General features: G+C 63.2%; 30 protein-coding genes. 24 read left to right on the top strand and 6 right to left on the bottom strand.

Features of this window, described 5'->3' with window-relative positions:
• The first annotated feature begins 2 nt into the window (after positions 1-2).
• The 8 genes from GV161_RS27045 (at position 3) to GV161_RS27010 (ending at position 8,743) form a co-directional block, all read left to right on the top strand.
• Positions 3-917 carry an ABC transporter ATP-binding protein gene (locus tag GV161_RS27045; protein ID WP_152016311.1) on the top strand — a complete coding sequence of 305 codons (915 nt, stop codon included), beginning with the start codon at positions 3-5 and terminating at the stop codon, positions 915-917.
• Positions 914-1,729, top strand: coding sequence for an ABC transporter permease subunit (locus tag GV161_RS27040; RefSeq protein ID WP_201303129.1), 816 nt, complete (start codon positions 914-916; stop codon positions 1,727-1,729). Before GV161_RS27045 ends, GV161_RS27040 begins: the two co-directional genes overlap by 4 nt.
• An 11-nt stretch (positions 1,730-1,740) precedes the next feature.
• A complete protein-coding gene (locus GV161_RS27035; protein ID WP_201303130.1) occupies positions 1,741-2,295 on the top strand; it encodes a hypothetical protein in 555 nt (184 codons plus the stop codon).
• Between the two features lie 75 nt (positions 2,296-2,370).
• The gene (locus tag GV161_RS27030) at positions 2,371-2,985 is read left to right on the top strand and encodes a cytochrome b/b6 domain-containing protein (RefSeq protein WP_152016310.1); all 615 of its coding nucleotides are present in this window, start codon (positions 2,371-2,373) and stop codon (positions 2,983-2,985) included.
• 39 nt (positions 2,986-3,024) lie between these two features.
• Entirely contained in the window at positions 3,025-3,702 is a 678-nt protein-coding gene (locus tag GV161_RS27025) for a winged helix-turn-helix domain-containing protein (protein ID WP_100961998.1), read from the top strand.
• Complete coding sequence (locus GV161_RS27020) at positions 3,689-5,062, top strand: HAMP domain-containing sensor histidine kinase (protein WP_152016309.1); 1,374 nt, start codon at positions 3,689-3,691, stop codon at positions 5,060-5,062. The genes GV161_RS27025 and GV161_RS27020 overlap by 14 nt, the downstream gene beginning before the upstream one ends.
• A complete protein-coding gene (locus tag GV161_RS27015) occupies positions 5,059-7,062 on the top strand; it encodes a bifunctional DedA family/phosphatase PAP2 family protein (protein WP_152016308.1) in 2,004 nt (667 codons plus the stop codon). Before GV161_RS27020 ends, GV161_RS27015 begins: the two co-directional genes overlap by 4 nt.
• Before the next feature lie 172 nt (positions 7,063-7,234).
• Complete coding sequence (locus tag GV161_RS27010) at positions 7,235-8,743, top strand: Do family serine endopeptidase (RefSeq protein ID WP_152016307.1); 1,509 nt, start codon at positions 7,235-7,237, stop codon at positions 8,741-8,743.
• A gap of 152 nt (positions 8,744-8,895) precedes the next feature.
• Here the strand turns inward: GV161_RS27010 and GV161_RS27005 are convergent, their stop codons facing one another.
• Positions 8,896-9,456, bottom strand: coding sequence for a Chromate resistance protein ChrB (locus GV161_RS27005; protein ID WP_152016306.1), 561 nt, complete (start codon positions 9,454-9,456; stop codon positions 8,896-8,898).
• 116 nt (positions 9,457-9,572) lie between these two features.
• On the opposite strand from GV161_RS27005, the gene GV161_RS27000 reads away from it, so the two are divergent.
• Both GV161_RS27000 and GV161_RS26995 read left to right on the top strand, forming a co-directional pair.
• Positions 9,573-10,319, top strand: coding sequence for a TMEM165/GDT1 family protein (locus GV161_RS27000; protein ID WP_152016305.1), 747 nt, complete (start codon positions 9,573-9,575; stop codon positions 10,317-10,319).
• Positions 10,319-10,528: a hypothetical protein gene (locus tag GV161_RS26995; protein WP_152016304.1), complete on the top strand. Its 210-nt coding sequence runs from the start codon at positions 10,319-10,321 to the stop codon at positions 10,526-10,528. The genes GV161_RS27000 and GV161_RS26995 overlap by 1 nt, the downstream gene beginning before the upstream one ends.
• A 122-nt stretch (positions 10,529-10,650) precedes the next feature.
• Here the strand turns inward: GV161_RS26995 and GV161_RS26990 are convergent, their stop codons facing one another.
• Positions 10,651-12,150, bottom strand: coding sequence for a multicopper oxidase family protein (locus GV161_RS26990; protein ID WP_152016303.1), 1,500 nt, complete (start codon positions 12,148-12,150; stop codon positions 10,651-10,653).
• 124 nt (positions 12,151-12,274) lie between these two features.
• Between GV161_RS26990 and GV161_RS26985 the strand changes: the two genes are divergently transcribed.
• Positions 12,275-12,970: a VIT family protein gene (locus GV161_RS26985; RefSeq protein WP_152016302.1), complete on the top strand. Its 696-nt coding sequence runs from the start codon at positions 12,275-12,277 to the stop codon at positions 12,968-12,970.
• Between the two features lie 75 nt (positions 12,971-13,045).
• Here the strand turns inward: GV161_RS26985 and GV161_RS26980 are convergent, their stop codons facing one another.
• A complete protein-coding gene (locus GV161_RS26980; RefSeq protein WP_152016301.1) occupies positions 13,046-13,489 on the bottom strand; it encodes a helix-turn-helix domain-containing protein in 444 nt (147 codons plus the stop codon).
• Between the two features lie 78 nt (positions 13,490-13,567).
• On the opposite strand from GV161_RS26980, the gene GV161_RS26975 reads away from it, so the two are divergent.
• The 5 genes from GV161_RS26975 to GV161_RS26955 are packed head-to-tail and all read left to right on the top strand — an operon-like array spanning position 13,568 to position 18,569.
• Positions 13,568-15,877 (top strand): heavy metal translocating P-type ATPase, encoded by a 2,310-nt coding sequence (locus GV161_RS26975; RefSeq protein WP_152016300.1) that lies wholly within the window; start codon positions 13,568-13,570, stop codon positions 15,875-15,877.
• A 16-nt stretch (positions 15,878-15,893) separates the two neighbouring features.
• On the top strand, positions 15,894-16,523 hold the full coding sequence (locus GV161_RS26970) for an isoprenylcysteine carboxylmethyltransferase family protein (protein WP_152016299.1): 630 nt from the start codon (positions 15,894-15,896) through the stop codon (positions 16,521-16,523).
• Entirely contained in the window at positions 16,520-17,098 is a 579-nt protein-coding gene (lspA, locus tag GV161_RS26965; RefSeq protein WP_152016298.1) for a signal peptidase II, read from the top strand. The genes GV161_RS26970 and lspA overlap by 4 nt, the downstream gene beginning before the upstream one ends.
• Before the next feature lie 58 nt (positions 17,099-17,156).
• Positions 17,157-17,609 (top strand): copper chaperone PCu(A)C, encoded by a 453-nt coding sequence (locus GV161_RS26960; protein WP_152016297.1) that lies wholly within the window; start codon positions 17,157-17,159, stop codon positions 17,607-17,609.
• 42 nt (positions 17,610-17,651) lie between these two features.
• Positions 17,652-18,569: a cation diffusion facilitator family transporter gene (locus tag GV161_RS26955; protein WP_152016296.1), complete on the top strand. Its 918-nt coding sequence runs from the start codon at positions 17,652-17,654 to the stop codon at positions 18,567-18,569.
• An 85-nt stretch (positions 18,570-18,654) separates the two neighbouring features.
• Here the strand turns inward: GV161_RS26955 and GV161_RS26950 are convergent, their stop codons facing one another.
• The gene (locus GV161_RS26950; protein WP_159650732.1) at positions 18,655-18,816 is read right to left on the bottom strand and encodes a hypothetical protein; all 162 of its coding nucleotides are present in this window, start codon (positions 18,814-18,816) and stop codon (positions 18,655-18,657) included.
• Between the two features lie 224 nt (positions 18,817-19,040).
• Here GV161_RS26950 and GV161_RS26945 point away from each other — a divergent pair, with 224 nt between their 5' ends.
• On the top strand, positions 19,041-19,679 hold the full coding sequence (locus GV161_RS26945; RefSeq protein WP_152016295.1) for a transglutaminase-like cysteine peptidase: 639 nt from the start codon (positions 19,041-19,043) through the stop codon (positions 19,677-19,679).
• A 21-nt stretch (positions 19,680-19,700) separates the two neighbouring features.
• On the opposite strand, the gene GV161_RS26940 is transcribed toward GV161_RS26945, so the two are convergent.
• Positions 19,701-20,336 (bottom strand): DsbA family protein, encoded by a 636-nt coding sequence (locus GV161_RS26940; RefSeq protein ID WP_068185503.1) that lies wholly within the window; start codon positions 20,334-20,336, stop codon positions 19,701-19,703.
• A gap of 182 nt (positions 20,337-20,518) precedes the next feature.
• On the opposite strand from GV161_RS26940, the gene GV161_RS26935 reads away from it, so the two are divergent.
• Positions 20,519-20,764, top strand: a complete 246-nt coding sequence (locus tag GV161_RS26935; RefSeq protein ID WP_068185506.1) for a hypothetical protein — start codon at positions 20,519-20,521, stop codon at positions 20,762-20,764.
• A gap of 83 nt (positions 20,765-20,847) precedes the next feature.
• A complete protein-coding gene (locus GV161_RS26930; protein WP_152016294.1) occupies positions 20,848-21,906 on the top strand; it encodes a murein L,D-transpeptidase family protein in 1,059 nt (352 codons plus the stop codon).
• A gap of 119 nt (positions 21,907-22,025) precedes the next feature.
• On the opposite strand, the gene GV161_RS26925 is transcribed toward GV161_RS26930, so the two are convergent.
• Positions 22,026-22,469: a Fur family transcriptional regulator gene (locus GV161_RS26925; protein ID WP_152016293.1), complete on the bottom strand. Its 444-nt coding sequence runs from the start codon at positions 22,467-22,469 to the stop codon at positions 22,026-22,028.
• Between the two features lie 108 nt (positions 22,470-22,577).
• On the opposite strand from GV161_RS26925, the gene GV161_RS26920 reads away from it, so the two are divergent.
• Genes GV161_RS26920 through GV161_RS26900 form a run of 5 tightly spaced genes read left to right on the top strand, consistent with a single transcriptional unit; the run spans position 22,578 to position 26,104 of the window.
• Positions 22,578-23,918: an Nramp family divalent metal transporter gene (locus GV161_RS26920; RefSeq protein ID WP_152016292.1), complete on the top strand. Its 1,341-nt coding sequence runs from the start codon at positions 22,578-22,580 to the stop codon at positions 23,916-23,918.
• Between the two features lie 56 nt (positions 23,919-23,974).
• Entirely contained in the window at positions 23,975-24,385 is a 411-nt protein-coding gene (locus GV161_RS26915) for a DUF2946 family protein (RefSeq protein ID WP_159650450.1), read from the top strand.
• Between the two features lie 50 nt (positions 24,386-24,435).
• Positions 24,436-24,930 (top strand): copper chaperone PCu(A)C, encoded by a 495-nt coding sequence (locus tag GV161_RS26910; protein ID WP_152016290.1) that lies wholly within the window; start codon positions 24,436-24,438, stop codon positions 24,928-24,930.
• 8 nt (positions 24,931-24,938) lie between these two features.
• Entirely contained in the window at positions 24,939-25,559 is a 621-nt protein-coding gene (locus tag GV161_RS26905) for an SCO family protein (protein WP_152016289.1), read from the top strand.
• A complete protein-coding gene (locus tag GV161_RS26900; protein ID WP_152016288.1) occupies positions 25,556-26,104 on the top strand; it encodes a TlpA disulfide reductase family protein in 549 nt (182 codons plus the stop codon). Before GV161_RS26905 ends, GV161_RS26900 begins: the two co-directional genes overlap by 4 nt.
• Positions 26,105-26,230 lie beyond the last annotated feature (126 nt).

The following is a 26,230-nucleotide window of genomic DNA, read 5'->3' as shown; positions in this document are numbered from 1 at the left end:
CAATGTCGATCACCATCAAGCATCTCAAGCTGGCGCTCGGTTCGACCGAGATCCTGCATGACGTCTCGATTTCGGTTAAGGCCGGCGAAATTTACGGCTTGCTGGGTCCAAATGGCGCGGGCAAAACCACCTCGATCGCGGCCGCTCTGGGCTTGATGCCTGCAACCAGCGGACTTATCCGGGTACTCGGCCATGATCCGGTCAAAGATGGCGTCGAGCTTCGGCGACGCGTTGGGGTCCTGCCGGACCCCAACGGCTTCTATGACTGGATGACGGCCACAAACTACCTGAGGTTCTATGCTGGCCTGTATGGCGCGCGCCTCTCGCTTTCAGATATCCAGAAGCGCCTGTCTCAGGTTGGGCTAGAGCCCAAGCTAGGCCAGCCGATCGGGCAGTTCTCGCGCGGGATGCGGCAGCGGCTCGGGCTGGCCCGCGCGCTGATCGCCAATCCGGAGGTCCTCGTCCTCGACGAGCCGACCAATGGCCTGGATCCCCGCGGACGGCGAGAAATCCACGACATTCTAATTGGCCTGGCGCGCGATCACGGCGTCAGCATCCTGCTATGCACGCACTTGCTCGACGACGTCGAACGTCTCTGCTCGCGGGTCGGTATCATCGTCGCGGGCCGCACCGTCGCCGAGGGGGCGATCGCGGAACTGGTCAGGACGCGACATGGTCATCGCCATTTCCGCTTGCGCCTCGAAGGCGCTTCGCCAAAGGCCGGCAATCGCGAGGGCCACGTCATGGTGCTTGCGCAGGAGGGCGAATGGACGATCGTCGCCGTCGATCCTTCCGTGCCTCCCGAGGCAGCGTGGAGCGAGATTCTTGCTGCTGGATGGCGCGTGACCGAGATCGCTCGCGAAGGCGGCGGCCTTGAGGATCTTTATCTCGATCTGACCGACAGGAGGGCGGCATGACCATTCTCGCGCCCATCAAGGCGGCGAGTGAAAGTTCGCCCTTCCGCTCGCCCGAAAATATGAACGCCATCGGCTTGATTGCTCGCAAGGAGGCTGGCGAGATCATCGTAAGTCATCGCGGGCGGGCCTGGCTCCTTGCCATGGTCGGCGTTCTTTCGGGCTTCTCGTTGCTGCTCGTCGGCAGCACCGAACTCAGCCTGCTCGACAACGCCCAGGTCGTGTACGATATGGCCGGCATTGTCATCGCTCTGGGCGCACTGCTGGCGCTCGTCGTCGGTTCCGACGCGTTCGCGGGCGAACATGAGCGCGGGAGTCTCACCCCACTGCTGCTGGCGCCGGTGTCCCGGCACGGCATCCTCGCCGGGAAGATCGGTGGGCAGATGGTGGCGTGGGCCGTCATGTTCGTCTTGTCGCTGCCCTATCTCTGGGCCGTCGGCAGTACAGGGCAAAATCTGTTCGGCGCCATCCTCGGACTGGCGCTGTTCGGCACGCCGGTGGTGCTGGCATTCGGGCTATTCTCCATGGGGCTGGGCGCGCGTCTCGGCAGCGTGCGCGCGACCATGATGACGATGCTCGTTGTCCTGCTGCTTGCCGCCAGCCCCTTGTTGATCGGACCGAGCCTGCGTCAGTCCACGCTTGGCAGTTGGTTCGACGCGGTCAACCCATTCTCCCATGCCGTCAATGCGCTCGACGCCATGATCATCGATTCGCTCAGCGTCGCGGCGCAGTCCATCCACCTCGTCGCTATCCTCGCCTGGTTGTTCTTTGCTCTCGCCTATGCGGTTCGGCAGACCAACCGTCTCGTTCGCTGAAGGAGGTTCCAATGACCATGCAATCCCCAAAAGGAGGCTCTGCTTTGTTCGCAGGGCTCTTGCTGGTCGCGACAGGCGCACTTCCGGCCGTCGCGGAAACCAGCACGATCAGCATCGCGATTTCGCCGGCGACAGCCAACGTCGCATCGCCACAGATGGGAGACCGGCTCGCTTTCAACACCGTCATCCGCAACACTGGCGACAAATCCATCGACGGCCTGATCGCCTGGATCAGCCTTGTCCAGATCGATCAGGGCAAGGAACAGCCCATCGATCTGGAAGACTGGTCAGCGCACAAGGCGATAAGCCGCGCATCGCTCAAGCCCGGAGAGACGATCAGCACGCAATGGCCGATGCGCCTCATCCAGTCGGGTCACTACCGCGTCGTCATCAGCGCGGTCAGTCGAGAGGGGTCGTCGCTGACGCCGAGCCCGTTTGCCGATTTCGTCGTGCGCTCCAAGCCGGTGGTGGAGTCATCTCGTGTTCTGCCCGTAGCACTCGGCCTGCCCTTGCTGATCGGCATGAGCTTCATCGGCTGGCGCAGACGGGGCCGGGATGCCCGATAGCGTTGCTGTTTTGCCCGGGGCAGAGACACGCTGTGAGAGCGCCGTTGACTACCATGGAGATAGGATAGAACGACCATGCCGGATCGAGACAATCAGATTAATAAACAGCCGATGTTCAGCTCTGATTTGAGTAGGCGTTCGGTATTTACGAAGATCATGCATGCCTTTTTGCTGATCGCGGTCGTACACCAACTTGCCGTCAGTCTGCTGATGGAAGGCCCACGCCCCGGTCAATCGGCTGATATATTCTTCACTTTGCACGAATATGGCGGCTACGCCGCCTTTGGCATTCTCTGTGTATTTTGGATATGGTCGATTGTGCGGCGCGGAGAAACGAAATTGGGCGCGTTGTTTCCCTGGTTCTCCAGCGACCGGGTTAAGGCTGTCATCACCGATCTTCGCCTCCACGCTCTCGAACTTCGGCGTCGGCGCTTGCCCGCAGCGGATGATAGACCGCTTGCAAGCGCAATCCATGGACTGGGATTGTTGACTGTCACGCTGATGGCCTTGACGGGCATTTTGCCGGCAGTGGGCTTGGTTTTGCCGGAATCCGGTCGATTGCTGATCTCGACACATAAGCTCTTCGCGAACCTGATGTGGGCGTACCTTATCGCGCATGCCGGATTGGCGGTCTTGCATGAGGTGATCGGCGAACGCGTTCTTCCAAAAATGTTCAGCAAGAATGGCTGAGCACAGTTTGACGACCTCTTCAAACGGACCGTCCCTATCATGAAGATTCTCGTCATCGAAGACGACAAGACGACGGCGGCCTATATCCAGAAGGGCATGGCCGAGCTCGGGCATGTGATCGATATCGCTGAGACCGGCCGCAACGGCTTGTTGTTGGCCGCCGGCGAGCCCTATGACGTCATGATCATCGACCGCATGCTTCCCGGACTCGATGGCCTTGGAATCGTCAAGACGATCCGGGCGGCGGGCGTGCGAACGCCGGTCCTGTTCCTCACGGCGCTTTCAGGCATAGATGACCGTGTCGATGGCTTCCAGGCTGGCGGTGACGACTACCTCGTCAAGCCCTTCGCATTCGCCGAGCTGGTCGCGAGAATCAATGCCTTGGCGCGCCGTCCGCCGATCAGCGACATTCAAACCGTCCTGAGGGTTGCCGATCTGGAAATGGATCTGTTGAAGCGAAGGGTCTCGCGTGCCGGAAAGGAAATCGATCTGCAGCCGCGCGAGTTCCGATTGCTTGAATTTCTGATGCAGAATGCAGGCAGACTGGTGACCCGAACCATGCTGCTAGAGCATGTCTGGGAGTACCATTTCGACCCCCGGACCAACATCGTCGAGACACATGTCAGCCGGCTGCGATCCAAGGTCGATCGAGACTTCGACAAGGAACTGATCGAAACCGTTCGTGGTTCGGGATATTTGATCCGTGACCCTGCCTAGGCTTTTGCGAACGACGAGCTTCCGATTCGCACTTTTCTACGCCTTCGTTTTTATGGCGTCCGTTGGGATCCTCGGCGCGATCGTCTACGTGACGGTTAGGTCCGCTCTTGAGGAACAGACAGCGCAGCGGATCGAGGCAGAGGTCGAGACCCTTGCCCAGGAATACCGTTCGCAGGGACTTGAGCATCTAATTGCATCTGTCTCGGCTCGTCTTACCGCCCGAGAGCGCGACGCCCTAGAATACACTCTGGTTGCGGCCGACAAGGGCATCGTCGTTGGACGAAAGTTGGCTCTTCCACCAAAAGACGGCTGGTCGACCATCTCGCCCTCCAAAGAGGCTTGGACCTCTGATGGAGAGTCCGCATCCTACTATCTCCGGACAACCACGTTGGAGGGCGGAGTCCGTCTGGGCGTAGCCAATGATCTCGACTGGATGGACGATGTCCAGGAGGCCATCCTCTCGACTTTTGCCTGGGCGCTCGGAGCGACGCTTATCCTCGCACTTGCAAGCGGACTGTGGCTTAGCGCGCGCTTCCTGCGCGGTCTCGATGGGATGATCAGAACCGCTGCGGCGATCGTCGCCGGCGATCTAACAAGCCGCGTGCCGGTTTCTACACGCAACGACGATTTCGACCAACTCGGCCGCGCCTTCAACAGCATGCTCGACAGGCTTGCCGTGCTCATGGACAGCCTCAAGCAGGTTTCGAACGACATCGCCCACGACCTGCGCACGCCGATGTCTCGCTTGAAGCAGCACCTCGACGAGACTGCGCGCGGCGCGGCGACGATCGACGACATGCGCTCCGGCATTCTGAAGGCCACGCTGCAGGTAGACGAGATCCTCTCTACATTCTCCGCGCTGCTCCGGATCGCCCAGATCGAAGCTGGCACCCGCCGCGCGGGGTTCTCCCCGGTTGATTTATCGGAACTGACCAGATTGCTGACAAGTGACTACGCTGCTGTCGCCGAGGATCGAAGACAAACGATCGGAACAACTATCGAGCCCTCGCTCTGGATCGTGGGTGACCGTGACCTGCTGACCCAATTGATCGTCAATCTCGTCGAGAATGCCATTCGCCATACGTCGGATGGCTCGCGAATCTTGGTTGGTTTGGCCAAGCGCCAGGACGAAGTCACACTGACGGTCAGGGACAACGGCCCGGGCGTTCCGGACGCGGAGCGAGAGCGGATCTTCCGGCGGTTCTATCGCCTGGAACAGAGTCGCACCACCACCGGCAGCGGCCTCGGGTTGAGCCTCGTCGCCGCGATCGCCGAACTCCACGGAGCGAGCGTGACCGCGCAGGACAACAACCCGGGACTCCGGATCGAAATTCGTTTTCCACTGAAGGCTGAAGCATGAGCTCGTTCGTGAACGGTTATGTCCAGCCTCTGCTGGCTTTCGCGGGCCAGAACGTCTGGCTCGTCGCCTTCATCGTGTTCGTCGCTGCCCTTTCGGAAGCGATCGTGTTGATCGGCGCGATCATTCCCGGGACAGCCATCATCCTGGCTGCGGCAGCGATCGTTGGTGCAGGCCACCTCTCTATCTGGCCGGTCCTGATCGCGGCCATTGCCGGAGCAATCGTTGGTGACGGCATCTCGTATTGGATGGGGCATCACTACAAGCACCGGATCGTGCGCATTTGGCCTTTCAGTCGCTATCCGGGCCTTCTAGCAAAGGGAGATGCCTACTTTGACAGCCACGGCGGCAAGAGCGTCTTCATCGCGCGATTCCTGCCTGGTGTCCGCGCCGTCGTGCCGATCTCGGCCGGGATGGCTGGAATGACCGTGGCCCGGTTCTACGCCGCCAATGTGTCCTCTGCGCTAGTCTGGGCTCCCGTCCACGTCCTCCCGGCAACGGCGCTGGGAGCGTCGATGGCGGTCCTTGGCGATGCCAGCGGCCGTCTCCTTCTTGTTCTGGTGGTCGTCGGCCTCGCCGTTGCAGGCGCGGTCCTGTTGGCATGGCTGGCCTGGTCGAGAGTTTTACCTTTGCTCGGCGTTTGGCAGGAACGCCTGCTCGCGTGGGCCAGAGGCCGAAACGGCGGGTTCGCATACACCGTTCGACGCTTGCTGGACCCCGATATTCCTGACGACCGAACCGTGGCGTTGCTGGTTGTCGGATTTGCAGTCGTGCTGCTCGGCTTCGTCAATCTTGTCGAGGACGTCGTGGCTCGCGGCGAACTCGCCCGCGCCGACCTGGCCATCAGCAATCTTATTCAGAGCCTGCGTATCGATGCCGGCGACCGCATTATGATCGTCGTGACTAGCTTCGGGGACGGGGTCGTGATCGCGGCGCTGGCGGTGATCACATTGACCTGGCTGGCTTGGCGACGCAGTTGGCGCCTGGCTGGTGGCCTGGCGATCCTGCTGATCGCGACCGCCGCCTTTGTGCCGCTCCTCAAGTCAACGATACAGATCGCTCGGCCGTTGGCGATGTATAGCGGCGCGGAAGCTTATAGCTTCCCCAGCGGGCATGCGACCTTCGCTGCGACATTCTTCGGCTTTGTAGGGTGGCTTACACTGAGAGGCCTGCCGGGACGATGGCGCTGGCTACCCATTGTCTTGGCTGCAGGCACTGTCGGCTTGATCGCAACATCGCGCATCTATCTGGCAGCACACTGGCCTTCCGACGTCCTCGCCGGCACAATCTTCGGTCTCGGCACGACACTGATCATCGCTCTTGTCTTCCGAAAGGACGACCTGACGCAGGCGCGTCCCGCATGGCTCGGCCTGGCTTTGTGTGGCGCGTTCCTCGTGGTCGGTTCGCTGCACGTTTATCGAACGCTTCCGGCAGCCGAACAACGGTATGTGCGTTCAATGCCGCAAGTCGCGGCGACCAAGGCGGAATGGGAAACATCAACTTGGGCGACCTTACCGCAACATCGCATCGACCTCGAGGGGGACACCAAAGAGCCGATCGTTCTGCAATGGGCTGGGTCGCCTGCCTCGCTGCAAAGCGCTTTAGAGAAAGAGGGGTGGTCAGTCCCGAAACCGTGGTCGATCAATGTCGTGGCGACGTTTCTGTCGCCTCGACCGGTGCTCGCCGAAATGCCGGTGCCGCCACGCCTCAGCAGTGGCCAATCGCCAGTCCTCACTCTGATGCAGATGTCCGCGGATGGAGCGACCCGTCGCGTGCTGAGCGCCTGGCTAACGCCGCTGTCAATCTCCGACTTGAAAGCGTCGCCGGTACTGGCGGCCTCCGTCGTGACCGAGACCCTATCGCAGCCGCTGAACCTGCTAGCGCTGCCACGTTCTGTGTCGGCGCCACCCAATGGTGCGAACTTCTTTGACCTTCTCGGCCAGACAATCGCTGTGAGACTGCGAGCTGGAACCGAACCTGTCGTTCTCGCCGTTGCCTATTGAGGCGTTTGCCGATCGATACTGGCCCGACGGGTCAGCTCGACCTGCTCGGTTGGCGAGACCGCGAGCCGCATTGGGAATTTGTCATGAACTGGACAAGCCCGCCTCATCCCGGCGGGACTAGACCATTTCTCATGGCCGCGCTGGCGACCAGTCAACGCCACGGAGATCCATCATGGCACTCTCGAAGAACACCTCATTAATGTCATCCCGCACGCGCTGGATGGCTTCCGTCGCAGCCTTGGCCATGTTGGCCGGCGGTTCCTACGGCGTTCTGAGCCTCGCTGGGCCGCACGAAGCACGCGCCGCCCAAGTCGTCACGGGAGATCTAAACGCTCAGGCCATGCCGTCTTTCTCGACGGTCGTGCAGCGTGTGAAGCCTGCAGTCGTATCCGTGAAGGTGAAGCTCGATGCAGGCGTCACCCAGGCAGCTGATCTGTCGGAACAGTTCGACAACCTGCCGCCGCAGATCCAGGAGTTCTTCAAGCGCTTCGGCCAGCAGCAGGACCAGTCGCCGTCGCGGCCGCGCCCTCTGCAAGCGCCGGCCATGGCGCAGGGCTCGGGCTTTTTTATCTCCGCTGATGGTTATCTCGTGACCAACAACCACGTCGTACAGAACGCCAAGGCCGTGACGATCACCAAGGTCGATGGAACTGAACTCACGGCGAAAGTCGTCGGCACGGATCCGAAGACCGACCTCGCTCTCCTGAAGGTCAATGAGAAAGGCGACTATCCCTTTGTAGCACTCGCCAAGGACGCCCCCATGGTAGGCGACTGGGTTGTCGCGATCGGCAATCCCTTTGGCCTGGGCGGCACAGTCACCGCCGGCATCGTCTCGGCGCATGGTCGCGACCTTGGGTCGGGACCCTATGACGACTATCTCCAGATCGACGCGCCCATCAACAAGGGTAATTCGGGCGGGCCGACCTTCAACCTCAAGGGCGAGGTTGTTGGCGTGAACACCGCCATCTTCTCGCCGTCGGGCGGCAGCGTCGGCCTCGCCTTCGCCATCCCCGCCTCTACCGTCACCTCGGTCGTCGATCAGCTTGAGCACGGCGGCAAGGTCAACCGCGCCTATCTCGGCGTCCGCGTGCAGCCGGTGACGCAGGACCTTGCGGACGGTCTCGGATTGCCGACAGCCGCGGGTGCGCTCGTCGATTCCGCCGAGCCTGGCACGCCAGCAGCCATGGCGGGGCTGAAATCGGGCGACGTCATCACCAGAATGAATGGCGTCGCGATCAAGGACGCTCGGGAGCTGACCCGCAAGGTCGGCGCCATGAAGTCGAACGACAAAGCTGAATTCACCTATCTGCGTGATGGCAAGGAGCAGACCACGACAGTTGCGCTCGCGGTCCAGAGCGACGAGGGGCAGGCCAAGGCCGACGCTTCGGCCTCCGATGCCAAGTCGATCCTCGGCGTGAAGCTCGCGCCTGCGAGGGCCGTGCCGGGTGCAGGTGATGTCGGTGTCGTTGTCGTGGGAGTCGATCCCAACGGCCAGGCAGCTGCAAAGGGGCTGTCCGAGGGCAGCGTGATCCTCGAGGTCGGAGGAAAGCCGGTCGAGAGGCCCGAGCAGGTTAAGTCGGGTCTGGAGCAGGCTCGCAAGGACGGAAAGAAGGCCGTGCTTTTGAAGATTAAGACGGAGGATGGATCACGGTTCATGGCGGTGACATTCGCTGCAGCATAACTGATTGTCGTGCTTGGAGCGTCGTTCTGCGGACAGCCCCCAAACGCCATCGCAGGATAACGCATCGAGGAGAATGGCGGAGGGCGAAATCCCTCTGCCATTTTTCAAGCAGTCGCATAGTGGCCGCGACGAAGGTATCCCCAACGCTAAAGCTACCCTGCCTCTCTCGGCAACCTGTTCTCAGCTTGAGCCGCAAATACGTTGTGCGCGTAGACATCGAGGATAGCCTCGGATCGGACCAAACGTGCGATCGCCTCCTTACTGAGTGGAGCACCGTAGAAATCAAGCTTCTGGATTCTGGCCATCCAATTTTTGAATTTAGCCAATTCCTGCTCATTTTCCCCTAATTCTGCATAAGTAAAGTGCTTTATTTCGGTTTCATGCGCGATTTCAGTCTCGAACGCGATGCATTTCTCGATGAATTCCTTGTATTCATCGTCTCGATCGGCATTGAAACGACTGATGATTTTGTCCTGCTGCTTCTGGTCAAGGCCGATTGTTGCAAGCAGCAGAGCCTCGCCCTCGGCCTCGGCGATTTCGTTCTCAAGCATTTTCAGACGGCGCAGGTGGTCGTCGGTTTTGGGCAGCACGCAAACGCCCCCCTGCAGATAGACCGCGCCCATGCCTTTGAGCTTGCGCCAGATCGAGACGCGTTTGCGGGCAGGCTCGGTCGGGACCTTGTAAGTCAGTAGCAGCCATTCGAGAGAAACCATTGAACCCCTTGATTGTTACGACCGTAACATATAAACGTGACATCGCTACGGTTCAGCATTTGCGATCGTGACAGGCGTATGGCCAGAGCGCCATCTCAATTCGAAAGTAAGCGACCATGACGACATGGGCCACTGCCGCTCCCGCTATATCTGCAGCCTTTCTCGGCTCTTTGGTCGAGGTCGTCGAAGCGTTCACCATCGTGCTCGCGGTCGGCACGGTTCGCGGCTGGCGCCCCGCCTTGACGGGGGCCGCGGTCGGTCTCGCCCTTCTGGTCGCCCTCGTCTTGACGCTTGGCCCCGTGTTGGACCAAGTGCCGATCCAGGCGTTGCAGCTATTTGTCGGCGTGCTTCTGCTGCTGTTCGGTTTGCGCTGGCTGCGAAAGGCGACCCTACGTTCGGCCGGCATTATACCGCTACACGACGAGACGCTCGCCTTCGCCAGGGAATCGGCGCAACTGACGGACCTGGCCCGTCAACAGCAGAAGCATCTCGACTGGATCGCGGGCCTGGCGGCCTTCAAGGCGGTGGTGCTGGAAGGGGTCGAAGTCGTCTTCATCGTCATCGCGGTCGGCGCCGGCCGAGGCCTGCTGTGGCCGGCAAGCCTCGGGGCACTCGCGGCATGCCTGCTCGTGCTGGTGATAGGGCTCGTGGTCCGCAAGCCGCTCACGCGCATTCCCGAGAACACACTCAAATTTGGAGTGGGCGTCATGCTTTCGGCTTTTGGCCTGTTCTGGACCGGCGAGGGCCTTGGGATCGCATGGCCGGGACGGGACCTCGCCATTCTAGCCTTCGCGGCGCTCTTCCTTGCGACGGGCTTGGGGCTCGCGGCCATCATCCGCCGCCAACGGCAGGAGTTCGCCTGATGCAGATCCTCCGCCTTGTCCTGCGGGAATTCGTCGGCATGTTCATCGACGACGAATTTCTCGCGCTGGCTATCCTGGTCGTCGTCGCGGCGGCCGCGATCCTAGCGTTCGGTCTCCAAGCGCCGATGATCTGGGCCGCCGGCGCCCTCATCGGCGGCTGCGTCGCTGTTTTAGCGACGAGCGTGATCAGGGCCGGCCGCACCCGATGAGGTTTCGGGTCAGCAGATTTGGCCTGACGGCACTACCGGGCACAGGTAAGTGACAGGACCCTGAGCGAGCCTCTCGCTCAGACGACATGCCAGCCGTCGCGATTCGTCGATCGATCTCGTTCCTACCCGCCGACGCGAAGGGTTCCCATCATGCCGAGATGTTCGTGCTCCAATATGTGGCAGTGATACATTCGATCCCCGGGCATGTCTTGGACGATCTTGATGCGGACAGTTTCCTTGCTCGCAACGTTCACCGTGTCCTTCCAGGCCTTGAAAGGCGCGGCAACCCGCTTCCCGGCTTTCTCCGTGTCGATGACCTGGAACTGAGTGCCGTGAATATGGAACGGGTGATCCATATCCGTGGGATTGACGATCTCCCAGATTTCAGGCTTGCCGACCTTCATCGTTTCGTCGATCCGTCCCAGTTCGAAAACCTTGCCGTTGATCAAGAAGGTCATGCTCATTCCTCCGGGGCCTCCCATCTTCATGGTCTCGCCGAAGACGAAGCGTTTGGAGATCGTTGAGGCACCGAGGTCGGTGATGGCGCGCAGCTTGGCAGGCAGCGGCGGGACGGAGGCCGCAGCGGAGCCGGTGACGGAGATCGTCATGAGGTTGACGGCGGCGGCCGACGGCGCGCCGGGTCCCATCCAGCCGCGGTCATAGGTAAGGCTCTGGACTGTGACCGATCGTTGGCTTCCATCGAATGGAACGAGAACCTCGGCACGTTCGGCAGGAGCCAGCAGAACCTCCGTCATATCAACAACGGGCGTCTCCAGGAGCCCGCCGTCCGAGCCGATGAGCGCGAATTTGATGCCGCCGAAACTGATCCGAAGATAGCGAGCGCTCGAAGCGTTATAGAGCCGGAAACGCCGGCGGGTCCCAGCTTCGAGACTTAGGTTCGGCTTGTATGCCCCGTTCACGAGAACGAAATCGCCCTGCCGTCCGTTCATCAGATCGACCGGCGTGCTCGCAGGCATGGTCCCGTCCGACGCCAGACGCATGTCAGTAAAAAACAGTGGCGTGTCGCCAAAGGCCGCCGGAACGGGATCTTCGCCGCGCGGCTTGACGATGAAGGCGCCGGCGAGGCCCCTGTAAACCTGTTCAGCGGTGAATTTGTGCGGGTGCGGATGATACCAGTAGGATCCCGCGCTTCCTTCGGGAAGGCGGAATTCATAGGTCTGCCTCTCGCCGCTCTTGACCGGGTTCATTGGATTTCCGTCCTGTTCGGCGGGAACTGGCATCCCGTGCCAGTGGATCGTGCTCTCCTGTCCTGGAATCTCGTTCACTAAGGTAATCCGGACGAGATCGCCTTCCCGGGCAACGAAGCAGGGCCCCGGGCTCATGCCGTTATAGGCCAGGAGCGGCGTCTTCATCCCGCGAACGATTTCAGCGGAAGCAGGCGATGCACGAAGTTCTGCGACCAGTTCCCCATTCGCGCCTGCGCCGACTTCCTTCAGCATCGGCAAGGGTTGGCCTTCGATCGGCTGGATCACGGCTTTCGGCGGGACCGCACCACCATGTTGCATGCCGGGCATGCTGGACATCTGGGCAAAGCCGTAGCGAGTGGCCACGGCGCTCGTGGCAAGAATGCCGGCGCTCGCGAGCAAGTTTCTGCGGTTCACGGTAGGCTCCATCTGATTTCATGAAAGCGAAGGCTTTGCCGCTCCTTGTTGAGTGCTTTTGTGTCGTTCATCCAGTGACAAATTGTAACGCCCTGCCTCACACCATTATGAAGGCCCCCTGCTCATGAGAACGACCCATGCCGAAAATCATCTTGTTTCACGGATCGGCTGGCTGCGCGCAGCTGTTCTCGGTGCCAATGACGGGATCATCTCAACGGCCAGCCTTATGGTCGGCGTTGCTTCTGCCGCGAGTTCGTCGGGAGAGGTCATGGTTGCCGGCGTAGCCGGCCTCGTGGCTGGTGGCATGTCGATGGCAGCGGGCGAGTACGTCTCCGTCAGTTCTCAGTCCGACACGGAGAACGCCGACCTCGCACGCGAGCGGATGGAGCTGGCGGGTCAGCCGGAGTTAGAAACCGAAGAACTTACACAAATATACGTCGAGCGCGGCGTATCTCCGGCCCTCGCTCGCCAAGTCGCTGAGCAACTGATGGCCAAGGATGCTCTCGGCGCTCACGCTCGCGAGGAACTCGGGATCACCGATGCTACGGCAGCAAGGCCAATACAGGCTGCCCTAACGTCGGCGGCAACATTCGCGGGCGGCGCTTTGCTGCCGATCATCGCCGCGACGCTGGCCACTCCGAGCCAGCTTGTCGCGATCGTGTCGATGACGTCATTGATCTTTCTGGCTGCGCTCGGCGCATTGGGGGCAATCGCCGGCGGTGCGGCGATTTGGCGGCCTACCATCCGGGTAGCTTTCTGGGGGGCTTTCGCGATGGGCGTCACGGCAGGCATTGGAGTCCTTATTGGAAAAGCAATATGAGGCTCATCTAATTCTGTCTGCAGTCCACTTTGATTCTATGAGTAGGTCGGTACGAATTTACTGATGTCTTCGCCCTCAATGATTGCGTTGCTCGCACAGCGCATGATCGGCCAGCGCCTCAATGATCGCGCAGTCGCAGGCAGCGACACCACCGGAGCAGGTCGCCGCGATCCGCTCCAACTCCTTCTCCAACGAGCGCAGTCTCGCAATCTTGTGGCGGACGTCGTCGAGATGGGCGACGGAGATCGCATGGGCCTCGTCGCAGGCCATGCCGGGGTTGTCCGACAGCTTGAGCAGGGCGCGGATGCCGTCGACGGGGAAGCCGAGATCTCGGGCGTGCTTGATGAAGGCCAGGCGCTCGAAATGGGCGCGGCCATAGCGGCGCTGGTTGCCCTCCGAGCGCTCTGGCTGCGGAAGAAGCCCGACCTGCTCGTAGTAGCGGATCGTCTCGACCTTCACGCCGGTCCGGTCCGAGAGCGATCCGATCGGCATGACGCGCGCGAGGTTTTTTGCGTCCATATCATTTTACCTCTTGAACCTGAAGTGGCTAGAGATCGTATGTAGGTTGTCTCGCAGCGCCTGCAAGCGGAGACGACCATGACAGCGACCTCGGACACCAAGCTCCAGAACCCGAGCTGGAAGGTCGGCGGCATGGATTGTCCAGGTTGCGCTGCGACCATTCGTGGTGCGCTCGAGCGCTTGCCTGGCGTCAGCGACGTCAAGCTCTCGGTCATGTCGGAAACCCTGACGCTTGCGCTCGATGAGACTCAGACAAAGCGCGACGCAGTCGAGAAGCGCATCGCCAGCCTCGGCTTTACCACCGCCCTCGTTGCGCCAAAGACGCAAGCGTCGAGCCCTGCAATCGGCGATCGTCGCGAGCATGAAGATCATGCCGGGCACGATCATGCGGGTCATAGCCACTCTCATGGCGACGATGGAGGCGCCGCGACGCAAGGGACGGCTGACACGGTCGGCAAACAGCCCGTCGATGCCGGCCACGGCCTGCCGGGCCATGTCCACGAGGCGACACCGGACGGCGTTGCCTGGTACCAGACCAATAAGGGCCGCCTCGTATTGACGACCGGCGCGCTGCTGGGTGCAGCCTGGGCGTCCAGCCTCATCTGGCCTGCCGCCGCGCACTGGGCCTTCATCGCGGCTTGCGTGATCGGGATCGTGCCGGTCGCGCGCAAGGCCTATGCGGCCGCAAGCGCCGGCATGCCCTTTACCATCGAGATGCTGATGACCATCGCCGCCACGGGCGCGCTGTTCATCGGGGCGGCCGAGGAGGCTGCGCTGGTCGTGTTCCTCTTCGCCGTCGGTGAAGTGCTGGAGGGCGTCGCCGCCGACCGGGCGCGGGCCTCTATCCGGGCGCTAGGCGATCTCGTGCCCAAGACCGCGATTGTCGAGGAGAACGGCGCGACGCGCACGATCGACGCCGCGGCGTTGATCATCGGCCAGACCGTTCTGGTGCGCCCCGGCGATCGCATCCCCGCCGACGGCGAAATCACGGACGGCGTCTCCGGTATCGACGAGAGCCCGGTGACCGGCGAGTCGGTACCCAAGACCAAGGGCGTCGGCGAGACGGTCTTCGCCGGGTCCGTCAACAGCGAGGCGGCGCTGCGCGTGCGCGTGACCAAGGCTGCCGAAGACAACACCATCTCCCGCATCATCCGGCTCGTCGAGGAGGCGCAGGAGGCGCGGGCGCCGACCGAGCGCTTCATCGACAGGTTCTCGCGGATCTACATGCCGGCGATCGTCGGACTGGCCGTGCTGGTGGCGATCGTGCCGCCGCTGATGCTCGGTGGAGAGTGGGCGGTCTGGATCTACCGGGCCCTGGCGCTGCTGCTGATCGGCTGCCCCTGCGCGCTGGTCATCTCGGTGCCGGCCTCGATCGCCGCCTCGCTCTCCACCGGCGCACGCCAGGGCCTGCTGATGAAGGGCGGCGTCGTCATCGAGGCTGCCGCGAAGACCGGCGTTGTCGCCTTCGACAAGACCGGCACGCTCACGCAAGGCCGCCCGCGCGTCACGGAGGTCGTCGCGCTGGCACGGACCGAACGGGAGGTCGTGGAACTCGCGGCCTCCGTCGAGACCGGATCGAGCCACCCGCTGGCGCTGGCGATCATCGAGCGTGCCAAGGGACATGCGATCCCGGTGCGCAATGCCACCGAGGCGAAGGCCATCGCCGGGCAGGGCGTCACCGGTACGCTGGACGGAGCCACAATCTTCGTCGGGGCGCCGCGTCACGCGCTCTCGCGAGCCAACTTCGACGACCAGGCGAAGGCGGCCGTCGAGCAGTTGGAGACCGCCGGCAAGACCGTCGCAGCCGTGATCGCGGATGGCGTCCTAGCCGGCCTGATCGCCATGCGCGACGAGCCGCGCGAAGACGCCGCCGCCGGCATCGCAGAGTTGAAGGCGATGGGCATCCGCTCGCTGATGCTGACCGGCGACAACGCCCGCACGGGAGCGGCCATCGCCGGTTCGCTGGGAATGGAGCACAAGGCCGAACTGATGCCGGAGGATAAAGTCGCCGCGATCAAGGTGCTGTCGGCCGAGGCCTCTGTCATGATGATCGGCGACGGCATCAATGACGCGCCGGCGCTCGCCGCCGCCGGCATCGGTGTGGCGATGGGCTCGGGCACCGACGTCGCACTAGAAACCGCCGACGCCGCGATCCTGAAGAGCCGCGTCCGCGACGTCGCCGCGATGATCAGGCTGGCGCGGGCGACGATGGCCAACATCCGCGTCAACATCGTCATCGCGCTCGGGCTCAAGGCCGTGTTCCTGGTCACCACGGTGTTCGGCTACACCGGCCTCTGGGTCGCGATCCTGGCCGATACCGGCGCCACGGTCATTGTGACGGCCAACGCGCTGCGGCTGCTCCGCTTCAACGCCGGCCGCGCCGGCTGAGCGGAAGGAGCGCGCCATGTCCGGCATGGAGATCGCCAGCTACCTGATGACCGTCGTCTACGTCATCAGCTTCCTCGCCATGTCGGCCATCCTCGCCAGGGAAGCGGGACGGCCGGTCTGGCTCTTCGGCAAAGGGCTTGAGAAGCAGGCGCTGCCGGCCACGCTGTTCCGCCTCGCCTTCGCCGGTGCGGTGATCTGGCCCATCGTGCTGACATTGGTCGGCAATCCGATCAAGGCCGACCCGCTCCAACGCGCGCTCGATGGCCCCTGGGTTGATGTCCTGGGCCATCTTCTCGTCGTCGTCGGAGCCTGCCTCGCGATCCTGTCCCAGCGCTATATGGGCGCCTCCTGGCGCATCGGCGCGGCGGAGGGCGAGCTCGGCCCGATCGTCGACAGCGGCCCCTTCGCCATCTCGCGCAACCCGGTCTTCGTCGGCCAGGCCCTGGTCTTCGTTGGGCTCTTCCTCGTGCTGCCCAGCCTGATCCAAGGCGCGCTGACGCTCGTGCTCCTGGTCGCCATCATCCTCCAGGTCCGCATCGAGGAACGCGTCCTTCAGCGAACCCTCGGCCAGCCCTATCGCGACTACCAGCAGCGGGTGCGGCGTTGGCTCGGGACCCGCACCACCCCGGAAAGCACGACGCCATGACGTTGCAGAAGCGGCTCGGAGAAGTCCTTGGTTGGGCGGTCGCCGCCGCGGCGCTGGACCAGCTCTCGAAATGGCTGATCCTCACATATGTGATGGCGCCGCCGCGCGTCATCGAGATCGCGCCGTTCCTCAATCTGCGCCTCGGCTTCAACTACGGCGTCAGCTTCGGGATCGGCCGCGACACGCTGGAGGCGTGGCCGGGCATGCTGGCCGCGTTCAAGGTCGTCGTCGCCATCGGCCTCATGGTCTGGGCCGTCAGAAGCCGGATCCGGCTCGAGAGGGTCGGTCTGGCGCTGGTTGCGGGCGGTGCGCTCGGCAATGCGCAGGACCGCTGGCGTCAGGGCGCCGTCACGGACTTCATCGACCTTCACTGGGGCGATTGGCACTGGCCGACTTTCAACGGCGCTGACATCGCGATCTCGGCGGGTGTCGGGCTGATGCTGCTGGCCGCTCTTGCCGACTATCGCAAGGCCCGCTCCGGGCCGCATCCCCACAGCCCAATGTCTCTCCAGGCGCGCAAGGAGACCGATCTTGAGGCGGATCAGACAATGGATCGAGGCGGCTGCCGCCGCTGAGACCAAACCCTTTGCGCTGCTCTCTGGCGCAGCGGCCTAGCGCCTCGGGGGCCTTACAGTGCTGATCGCGGCTGGTCTGCTCGCCATGGGGCAGATCCATCCCGAGCCGGTGGCGCAGCGTGGCGGCGTCGCCGTGATCCATCCCTGGGCCAAGGGATCGGCGCTGAAGGGCGACCAGTTCCCATTCTACGCGACCTTCGCCAACAACGGCGCTCGCCCGGATCGACTCCTCAAGATCGAAACGGCCGCCGCCCACCACGCCATCCTGAAAGCTCTGGACACCAAGAACGGCATCGTCCGTCCCGTGGAGCTCGACGAACTCGCCCTGCCGGCGAATGGCAAGGTGTCGCTCAGGCCAGGAACGCATCAGATCACGCTGATCGGCCTCTACGCCAAGGTCGAGCCCGGCAGCTTCATCCCAGTGACCTTCGTCTTTGAGCGCGCCGGCCGCCTCTCGGCCGACATCCGGGTCGAGAACCTCGGCGAACCCGAGCACAAAGATCATATCTGAGCGCCTGTTCTACTCAGTAGGCGTTCGAGAGGGAGTTTCACGATGGCCACAGGGCACTCGCATGGGGCCGCTCCGACGGGCACCGCGGCAGGCAAGCACAAGAGCCGGGTGGCAATGGCGCTGGGCCTGACCACGGCGTTCATGGTCGCTGAGGTCGTCGGCGGGCTCTGGACCGGTAGCCTCGCGCTCTTGGCTGATGCGGCCCACATGCTGACCGATGCCGGCGGCCTGGCCCTGGCGCTGATCGCGATCCGCTTTGCCGAGCGTCCCGCTACGCCGGAGAAGACATTCGGCTATGTCCGCGCCGAGGTGCTGTCGGCGCTGACCAACGCCGTCGTCCTTCTGCTCCTGACGGTCTACATCCTCTATGAGGCCTATCAGCGCTTCCAGAACCCGCCGGAGATCATCGGCGGCCCGATGCTGGTAGTCGCGGTCGTGGGTCTATGCGTCAACCTCGTCAGCATGAAGCTGCTGTCGGGAGGATCGTCAGAGAGCCTGAACGTCAAGGGTGCCTATTTCGAGGTCCTGGGCGACATGCTGGGTTCGCTCGGCGTCATCGTTGCAGCCGTCGTCGTACTGGTCACCGGCTGGACGATCGTCGATCCGATCGTCGGCGCGGGGATCGGCCTGTTCATCGTGCCGCGCACCTGGAGCCTGCTGAAGCAGGCCGTGCATATCCTGCTCGAAGGAACGCCGCCGGAAGTCGACCTGGAGCTGCTCGAGGCAAAACTCGCGGCGCTTCCTGGCGTCGTCGCCGTCGACGACCTGCATGTCTGGACCATCACGTCGGGCCTGGACGCGATGAGCTGCCATCTCGTCGTCGACGACATGGCAAGATCGACCGCGGTCCTCGCAGCGGCGAGCGCCGTCATGCGTTCGGAGTTCGGGCTGACCCACACGACGATCCAGATCGAGGATGGCGAGATCAGAGCCGCCGAGGGACACGTGACCCCTCCGTAGCTCTAGCGCGGCCTTTTTGGCGACACAGACGAAGAGGCGCGCGGGGAAAAACGGCTGAGAGAAAATCGCGCTTGCACGTCGATGGTCAGGGGCGCGGCGATAATGCCGGGGCGCCAGAGGCATGCGCCTTGGGGTCAGCCTGATGACGGCGGTCTTCCACCTCGCGCATCCTCACCACGCTGACCGCATAGAACAGGACCGCGAGGACGACCAGGGCGATGGCCAGAGCGCCGTTGCGCGATTTCATGATGCCCTGCCTACGAGAATTGTCATGGCGCCTGTGGCGGCGAGCGCACGGCCAGCGCCTTCGACTGCAGCGAAACGGTCCATGGCGAAAGCCTTCCTTAAGGTTGACGAGGTGGCAAGAAACATCAATGAATTCTGAATCTTAGGCCTATAATTCAAGGGTCTAATTTCGCGTGAATTCAACGCGTCCTCGCTAGAAACGCTCTCAACAACACGGAGAGCGTCATGAAAAAAAGGCAAAGCGTTATCGCCGCGATGGTCCTCGCTATCGCGACTTCGACCCTGGTCACGCCAGCCTTCGCGTCCGGCAATACCGACCTTGCCCATCTCCACGCCGGCCAATCCTCGCGCACGCCGATCGGCTGGCAGCAGTTCTGCGTCGACAATCCCAACGACTGCCGGACGCCGCGCTCATCGGCGACAGTCATGCGCCTCGACGACAGATCCTGGAGCGAGCTCCTGAGCGTCAACCTGACGTTCAACAAGGCCATCGAACCGGTCACCGACCAGGACCAGTTCGGCGTCATCGAGAACTGGGACTACGCTAGGACGGGCAAGGGCGACTGCGAGGACTACGTCCTCGAAAAGCGCCGTGAACTGGTCAAGCGCGGCTGGCCCCTCTCGGCGCTGCTGATCACCGTGGTGATCGACAAGGAGGGCGGCGGCCACGCCGTGCTCACCGTCGTCACCGACCGCGGCGAGTTCGTCCTCGACAACCAGACCGACAAGGTCCTGCCCTGGTCGAAATCCGGCCTGACCTTCATCCGGCGCCAGTCGCCGGAGAACCAGAACGTCTGGCAGGATCTCGGGCGCTTCCTGGGTCGCCCGGATGTCGTCACCGCCGCGATCAAGGGGTCGCGCTAGCATCGCGAGCTCACCGCGCGATCAGGGCCGAGCCAGCAACGGCGTCAGGATCTTGTCGAACTCGTCGATCGTCAGAGCGCCAACCTTCTTCTCGCCGTTGATGAAGAAGGTCGGAGTCGAGTTGACGCCAAACTCCTTGGAACCGCGCTCCTGGACCTGCCTGACGCCTTGGAACAGATCCTCGCGTCGCAGGCAGGCCTCGACCAACTCTTGCGTGAAGCCGGCCTGCTTCATGGTCTGGGTCAGAGCGTCCAGGGGCTTCTGCGCGTGCGCCCAGCCTTCCTGCGTCTTGTAGAGCATATCGACGATTGGATACCACTTCGCCTCGTCGCCGCAGCGCGCCAGCATGAAACCGGCCGCCGAAAGCGGATCGAGCGGGAATTCCCGCGCGATGAAGCGGACCTTGCCGGTATCGACATACTTGGCCTTGAACGCCGGCCAGGTGTTGATGTGGAAGTTCATGCAGTGATGGCAGGTCAGCGAGGCGTACTCGATCACCGTGACTGGCGCGTCGGCGGCGCCGAAGACCTTGTCCGGCAAGGGACCGGGCTCAAGGAGCTTGGCGGCAAGAGCAGTCTGTGCAGTCGCCGATCGACCGGCGAGACTGGTAGCGATAAGCCCGGCCGACAGCCGAAGCAGCGAGCGACGCGCGATCATGGAATTCTCCCTTGATACGCTGATCGCACCTGAAGTGGCATCAGGTTCAAGCGCTTCCGGCGGAAGACGCCCCGCATATCATGCGACAGCGCGTCGCAGTTGGACGCCCAAATGGTGGATTGCGCCAATGGACGGTCGTGGCTGCAGTGGTACTTGCCCGCCTTCGCCGCCATGATCCTCTGATGGACCCTCTCACCGTCTTCGGCCTCTTCGCCGTGACCGCGATGCTGATCACCTACGCGTGCGAGGAGCGCAGTCCATGGTTCATCCTCGGCTTCGCCATCGCCTGCGCGCTGGGCTCCGTCTACGGCTTCCTCCAGGGCGCCTGGCCCTTCGGTGTGGTCGAGGCGATCTGGGCAGTCGTGGCGCTGCGGCGCTGGTGGAGCAGGCGTGCGCTCGCCGATCAAGATCGGAAGATTTCTGCTTGAAGCTCAAGTGGCATGAGGTTGTAGAGAACCGTTAACCGTCCTTGTTGACGCTCTGTAAGCCCCGTTCGCGCAAAAGTTCTCGCATGCTCTCGTTCGCCCGCTTCTCGACGCTGCGCCTCGTCCTCGTGCTCTTGCTCGGCACGCTAGCACTGTCCGGCTGCGTCACCGGCGAAGGCGACGATCGTCATCTCCAGCCGCTTCCGGCGCGGCTGGTCTCGGAGATGTCCAGCAAGGGCATGAGCCAGAGCGACCCCATCCTGGTGCGCATCTTCAAGAAGGAGAGCGAGCTCGAGGTTTGGAAGCGCGACCGCAGCGGCCAGTACGCTCTGCTCAAGACCTATCCGATGTGCCGCTGGTCGGGTCAGCTCGGCCCGAAGAAGCGCGAAGGCGACCGACAGGCGCCGGAAGGGTTCTACACGGTCACGGCCGACCTGATGAACCCGCGCTCGCAGTTCTACCTGTCGTTCAACCTCGGCTATCCCAACCCGCTGGAGAAGTCGCAAGGCGCTACCGGATCGGCGCTCATGGTCCATGGCGCCTGCACCTCGGCTGGCTGCTTCGCCATGACCGACGAGGGGGTCACGGAGATCTACGGCCTAGCGCGCGAAGCTTTCGCCGGCGGGCAGCGCAGCTTCCAGGTCCAGGCGCTACCGTTCCGGATGACGCCCGAGAATATGGCGCGGCACCGCAACAACGCCCATTTCGCCTTCTGGAAAAACCTGAAGGAAGGCTCGGACCACTTCGAGGCAACGAAGCAGCCACCCCGGCTTGCGGCCTGTGGACGCCGTTACGTGTTCAACGCCAAGGAGGGGGCGGGACCATTCTCGCCGGCTGAGGCGTGCCCGACCTACGACATCGCCCCGGAGGTGCAGCCCTTGGTGTCGCAGCGCCAGGCGCGCGACGAGGCCCGGTTCGCCGAGCTGATCGGGAGCGGCACGCCGGCGATGAGCTACGCGCATCTGGACGGCGGCATGCACCAGAGTTTCCGGGCGATGCTCAAGAGCCTCGGACCAGAGCGCATGCAGCCCATGGTCGCCGGTAAAGTCGAGATTAGCCGGCCTGACGCCGCGCTCGCCGATCCCTTCGGCGGAGACGACGCTCCCGGCCGAACGGACACGACCGGCTCTCTCGCAATTCGTTGACCGGGCCCCAATTCGCGTTTCGCCGAGCCGACGACAGCCTGCATGTGGTGGCGCAATATGGGATCTGAGGGGTCAAAGGCCGTCCTGCGGCTGAAAGCCTACTGCGGACTGGCCTTGCGTCAGCGCTTCAGGTCGCGGCGCTCCACCTTGGCCAGAGGACGCCCGTACAGCACGAGTCTATGCCCGGTCAGCTCGAAACCCAGCTCCCTCGCGACCAGCGCCTGTAGCCGTTCGATCTCTTCCGACCTGAACTCAATGACTGCGCCGCTCTCGGTGTCGATCAAATGATCGTGGTGGACGTCCGATGCGGGCTCGATCCGGACGCGTCCGCCCGCGAAGCTGTGCCGCTCGACGAGCCCCGTGGCAGCGAAGACCTTCAGCGTGCGGTAGACGGTCGATAACGATATGCCGGGATCTATGGCCGCGACCCGCCGATAGATCTCAGTAACGTCCGGATGATCGTCGGCCTTGGCGACCACATTCGCGATGATGCGGCGAGGGCCCGTGATGCGCTGGCCCGCCTCGCGGCAGTGCTCGATCAACATGTCGGCTGCGTCGGACATGAATTCCTCCCTAGCCTCCTTTAATGGGAATCATTCGCAAATGCATTGACAATCGGACATGCATCCATAGGCTGCTTTTGCAAATCAGTTGCATCTTAGGAGCGGCGAATGCTGGACAAGGTCGAGGGTGCGGAAACCGGCTGGCGCAAATCGCGCGGCGAGCCGTCGTTGCTCGACGTGTTCCGCAGCATCGAGGTCAAGCCTGGCGCGACATCCTGGCGGAAATTTCTTGCCTTCTTCGGCCCGGGCTACCTTGTCGCCGTCGGCTATATGGACCCCGGCAACTGGGCGACCTCGCTCGCCGGCGGAGCCCAGTTCGGCTACACGCTGCTCTTCGTCGCGCTGGTCTCCAACATCATGGCGATCATCCTGCAGGCGCTCTGCGCCAGGCTTGCCGTCGCCACCGGCCGGGACCTCGCCCAGGCCTGCCGTGACGCCTATCCCCGTGCCATCGCCTGGCCGCTCTGGGCGCTGGCCGAGCTCGCAATTTGCGCGACCGACCTCGCCGAGGTCATCGGCACCGCGATCGCGCTCAACTTGCTCTTCGGCATGCCGCTCGAGATCGGCGTCGTCGTCACCGCGCTCGACGTCTTCGTGATCCTCTGGCTACAGAACAAGGGATTCCGTTGGATCGAGGCCTTCATCATCACGCTACTGGGCGTGATCGCGCTGTGCTTCGGCGTGCAGATCGCTCTCGCCGATCCCGATTGGGGGCAGGTGATCCGGGGCTTTGCGCCAACCACCGAGATTATCACCAATCCGCAGATGCTCTACCTTGCGCTGGGCATCATCGGTGCGACCGTGATGCCCCACAACCTCTATCTGCATTCGGGCATCGTGCAGACGCGAGCCTTTGGCGAGACGCTGCCCGAGAAGCGCGACGCCCTGAAATGGGCCACCGTCGACTCCACCGTCGCTCTGATGTTCGCGCTGCTGGTCAACGCCTCGATCCTGATCCTGGCAGCGGCGACCTTCCACAAGACGGGCCAGAACGACGTCGCCGAACTCGGTCGGGCGCATGAGCTGCTGGCGCCTCTGCTGGGCCTGTCGATTGCGCCGACGCTCTTCGCCATCGCGCTGTTGTGCTGTGGACTGAACTCGACCGTGACCGCCACCATGGCCGGCCAGATCGTTATGGAGGGCTTCCTCGACATCAAGCTGCCGGCCTGGGTGCGCCGCCTCGTCACCCGCCTCGTTGCGATCATCCCGGCAATCCTGGTGACCTGGATCTACGGTGCCGACGAGACCGGCAAGCTCCTGATCCTGAGCCAGGTCGTGCTGGGACTTCAGCTCCCCTTCGCGATCGTGCCACTGGTCATGTTCACGGCATCCAGGAGCAAGATGGGCGAGATGGTCGCGCCGAGATGGCTGACCATCATCGCTGCGATGATCGCGGCGATCATCATCGCGCTGAACATGAAGCTGCTCTTCGATCTGGCGACAGGCTGAGCCCGGTCACGCGATGTCGCATTGCGGGGCTGTTCGAGCCTCGCTATGCCAGCTCCGTGACCATGCGCTCGACCAGAACCGTTGTCGTCCGGGCGCTGCTCGCGCTGACGCTCGCCCATGTCCTGATCCTGCAGGGGCTGTTGGGCAGCGCCTCGGCCAGCGCGCAAATCGCCAGCGCCAGTTCGATACCCGGACTGATGCAGACGCTGTGCTCCGGCGCCCAAGTTGCAGACGCAGCGCCGACCGACGACGACGGCCACCATGGCACGGCGCAGTCGTTGTGTTGCACCTGGGGTGCCACGCTCGCGCTCGACCCGATCGTCCCGCCGACAGGCCCGTCAGCTCCCTTTCCCTATCGCGCTCGGATAAGCCAGGCTGTTGCGTTCGGACAGGTGACACAGGTCGCGATCCTGTTCCGGGTCGCGACCACTCAAGGATCGCGAGCGCCACCTGGCCTCGACGCGTGACACGAGCGCCGGCCCAAGCCGGTATCATCACCTGTTCGAGGATCTATTCCATGACGCGATCAGCAATCGGCGCCCTCGGCGTCGCCTTGTCCCTTGCCGCTTTTGCGACCATTCCCGCCCGTGCCCACGACTATTCCGTTGGTCCGTTGAAGATCACCCATCCCTGGGCCAGGGCGACACCGCCGGCCGCCAAGGTCGGCGGCGGCTATCTCGGCATCGAGAATACCGGACCGACGCCGGACCGCCTCATCGGAGGCTCGACCGAAGCCGCTGCCCGCGTCGAGATCCATGAGAGCAGTCTCAACGACGGCATCATGCGGATGCGCGAGAAGACGGACGGCATCGTCATCCCATCGGGCCAGAAGGTGGAGTTCAAGCCCAGTGGCCTGCACTTGATGCTCGTAGAGCTCAAGGCGCCCCTGAAGCAGGGCGACAAGGTGAAGGCGACGCTACTGTTCGAGCGGGCTGGATCCGTGGTGGTTGAATTCCAGGTCCAGGGCGTCGGCGCGCCGCAGCCGGCACCAGCCGAGCACACGGGGCACTGAGGCGCGTCATGTCGATTCTGAAATGGATCCGCTACGGCGCCTGGGCCGGCGTCGTTGTCGTGGCCTTCGTCGGCGCCGCCGTCATGCTGGGATGGTGGCGGGTCGACGGCCCCGGCCGGCCGCTGCCTGATCGCGCGGCCATGCAGGGCCTGCCGGCGATCGGCGGGCCGTTCACGCTTGTCGACCACACCGGCAAGGCGGTGACCGACGCCGACTATCGCGGCAAGCCCATGGCGGTGTTCTTCGGCTTCACCCACTGCCCGGAGGTCTGCCCGACGACCCTGGTGCAGTTGGCCAACATGACCAAGCAGATCGGCGCCGCGGCGGACCGGCTGCAGATCCTGCTGATCACGGTCGATCCCGAGCGCGATACACCCGAGCGGCTGGCGCTCTACCTCCAGTCATTCGATCCGCGCGTGGTCGGCCTGACCGGCTCTCGCGCGCAGGTCGATGCGGCCCTCGCCGCCTACAAGGCCTACGCCAAGAAGATCCCGACTGACAACGGCTACACCATGGACCATTCGGCCTCGGTCTATCTGATGAGGGCCGATGGCAGCTTCCGGACCATGATCGACTATCACGAGGACGATGGCTCGGCGCTGGACAAGATCCGCCTGGTGCTTCGATGAACCTTGGCAGGCGCCGGCTCGTCCTCGCCGCCGCAGCACTCACCCTCATCATCGCAGCGGCATCCGGGATCTTCGTCGCCACACGACGAGGCGTGCCGTCGTCGCTGGTCCTGTCCGGGCTGGCATTCCAGACCGCCGACGGACGTGAGCTGAAGGGGGCGGCGTTCCAGGGCCGCTTCGTCCTGTTGAACGTCTGGGCGACATGGTGCCCGCCCTGCATCAAGGAGATGCCCTCGCTTGACCGGCTTCAGGCAATGAAGGGTGACAGTTCGTTCGAGGTCGTGGCGCTGTCGATCGATCGACAGGGACTGGAAGTCGTCGCGCCTTTCTTCAAGCGGATGGGCCTCTCCAACCTCGCGATCTATCTTGATCGCGAGGCCCGGAGCATGCCGGCGCTGAGGATCACCGGACTGCCTACCACCGTCCTCATCGATCCGTCCGGGCGCGAAGTCGCACGCTGGCCAGGTGCGCGGGAATGGGACGAGCGCTCGACGGTGTCGGAGATCGAAGAGCATATCGCCAAGGCCGGAAAGTCGACGCGATGACCACAGTACGTGTGAGCGGGAACGGTCAAAAGAGCGCGAGCGGGCCGCATCGCAATTGCTCATCTCCTCTCGGCTGGGCTAATCATGCAGTCATGATGTCAACCGGCAGATTACGGGAGACGGGGC

Origin of the sequence: Bosea sp. 29B, from assembly GCF_902506165.1 — a bacterium.
Lineage (GTDB): Bacteria > Pseudomonadota > Alphaproteobacteria > Rhizobiales > Beijerinckiaceae > Allobosea.
This window is presented reverse-complemented; position numbering and strand designations above follow the sequence as displayed.

What these genes read in the sequence shown, in the direction of transcription:
- GV161_RS27000 (WP_152016305.1), top strand. Translation starts at nt 9,573, where the DNA reads ATGACGACATGGGCCACTGCCGCTCCCGCTATATCTGCAGCCTTTCTC.
- GV161_RS27030 (WP_152016310.1), top strand. Translation starts at nt 2,371, where the DNA reads ATGCCGGATCGAGACAATCAGATTAATAAACAGCCGATGTTCAGCTCT.
- GV161_RS26910 (WP_152016290.1), top strand. Translation starts at nt 24,436, where the DNA reads ATGACGCGATCAGCAATCGGCGCCCTCGGCGTCGCCTTGTCCCTTGCC.
- GV161_RS26905 (WP_152016289.1), top strand. Translation starts at nt 24,939, where the DNA reads ATGTCGATTCTGAAATGGATCCGCTACGGCGCCTGGGCCGGCGTCGTT.
- GV161_RS26980 (WP_152016301.1), bottom strand. Translation starts at nt 13,489, where the DNA reads ATGGACGCAAAAAACCTCGCGCGCGTCATGCCGATCGGATCGCTCTCG.
- GV161_RS26970 (WP_152016299.1), top strand. Translation starts at nt 15,894, where the DNA reads ATGTCCGGCATGGAGATCGCCAGCTACCTGATGACCGTCGTCTACGTC.
- GV161_RS26975 (WP_152016300.1), top strand. Translation starts at nt 13,568, where the DNA reads ATGACAGCGACCTCGGACACCAAGCTCCAGAACCCGAGCTGGAAGGTC.
- GV161_RS26920 (WP_152016292.1), top strand. Translation starts at nt 22,578, where the DNA reads ATGCTGGACAAGGTCGAGGGTGCGGAAACCGGCTGGCGCAAATCGCGC.
- GV161_RS26940 (WP_068185503.1), bottom strand. Translation starts at nt 20,336, where the DNA reads ATGATCGCGCGTCGCTCGCTGCTTCGGCTGTCGGCCGGGCTTATCGCT.
- GV161_RS26955 (WP_152016296.1), top strand. Translation starts at nt 17,652, where the DNA reads ATGGCCACAGGGCACTCGCATGGGGCCGCTCCGACGGGCACCGCGGCA.
- lspA (WP_152016298.1), top strand. Translation starts at nt 16,520, where the DNA reads ATGACGTTGCAGAAGCGGCTCGGAGAAGTCCTTGGTTGGGCGGTCGCC.
- GV161_RS27035 (WP_201303130.1), top strand. Translation starts at nt 1,741, where the DNA reads ATGACCATGCAATCCCCAAAAGGAGGCTCTGCTTTGTTCGCAGGGCTC.
- GV161_RS27010 (WP_152016307.1), top strand. Translation starts at nt 7,235, where the DNA reads ATGGCACTCTCGAAGAACACCTCATTAATGTCATCCCGCACGCGCTGG.
- GV161_RS26900 (WP_152016288.1), top strand. Translation starts at nt 25,556, where the DNA reads ATGAACCTTGGCAGGCGCCGGCTCGTCCTCGCCGCCGCAGCACTCACC.
- GV161_RS27040 (WP_201303129.1), top strand. Translation starts at nt 914, where the DNA reads ATGACCATTCTCGCGCCCATCAAGGCGGCGAGTGAAAGTTCGCCCTTC.
- GV161_RS26935 (WP_068185506.1), top strand. Translation starts at nt 20,519, where the DNA reads ATGGACCCTCTCACCGTCTTCGGCCTCTTCGCCGTGACCGCGATGCTG.
- GV161_RS26985 (WP_152016302.1), top strand. Translation starts at nt 12,275, where the DNA reads ATGAGAACGACCCATGCCGAAAATCATCTTGTTTCACGGATCGGCTGG.
- GV161_RS26950 (WP_159650732.1), bottom strand. Translation starts at nt 18,816, where the DNA reads ATGAAATCGCGCAACGGCGCTCTGGCCATCGCCCTGGTCGTCCTCGCG.
- GV161_RS26945 (WP_152016295.1), top strand. Translation starts at nt 19,041, where the DNA reads ATGAAAAAAAGGCAAAGCGTTATCGCCGCGATGGTCCTCGCTATCGCG.
- GV161_RS27005 (WP_152016306.1), bottom strand. Translation starts at nt 9,456, where the DNA reads ATGGTTTCTCTCGAATGGCTGCTACTGACTTACAAGGTCCCGACCGAG.
- GV161_RS27015 (WP_152016308.1), top strand. Translation starts at nt 5,059, where the DNA reads ATGAGCTCGTTCGTGAACGGTTATGTCCAGCCTCTGCTGGCTTTCGCG.
- GV161_RS26995 (WP_152016304.1), top strand. Translation starts at nt 10,319, where the DNA reads ATGCAGATCCTCCGCCTTGTCCTGCGGGAATTCGTCGGCATGTTCATC.
- GV161_RS26925 (WP_152016293.1), bottom strand. Translation starts at nt 22,469, where the DNA reads ATGTCCGACGCAGCCGACATGTTGATCGAGCACTGCCGCGAGGCGGGC.
- GV161_RS27025 (WP_100961998.1), top strand. Translation starts at nt 3,025, where the DNA reads ATGAAGATTCTCGTCATCGAAGACGACAAGACGACGGCGGCCTATATC.
- GV161_RS27045 (WP_152016311.1), top strand. Translation starts at nt 3, where the DNA reads ATGTCGATCACCATCAAGCATCTCAAGCTGGCGCTCGGTTCGACCGAG.
- GV161_RS26930 (WP_152016294.1), top strand. Translation starts at nt 20,848, where the DNA reads ATGCTCTCGTTCGCCCGCTTCTCGACGCTGCGCCTCGTCCTCGTGCTC.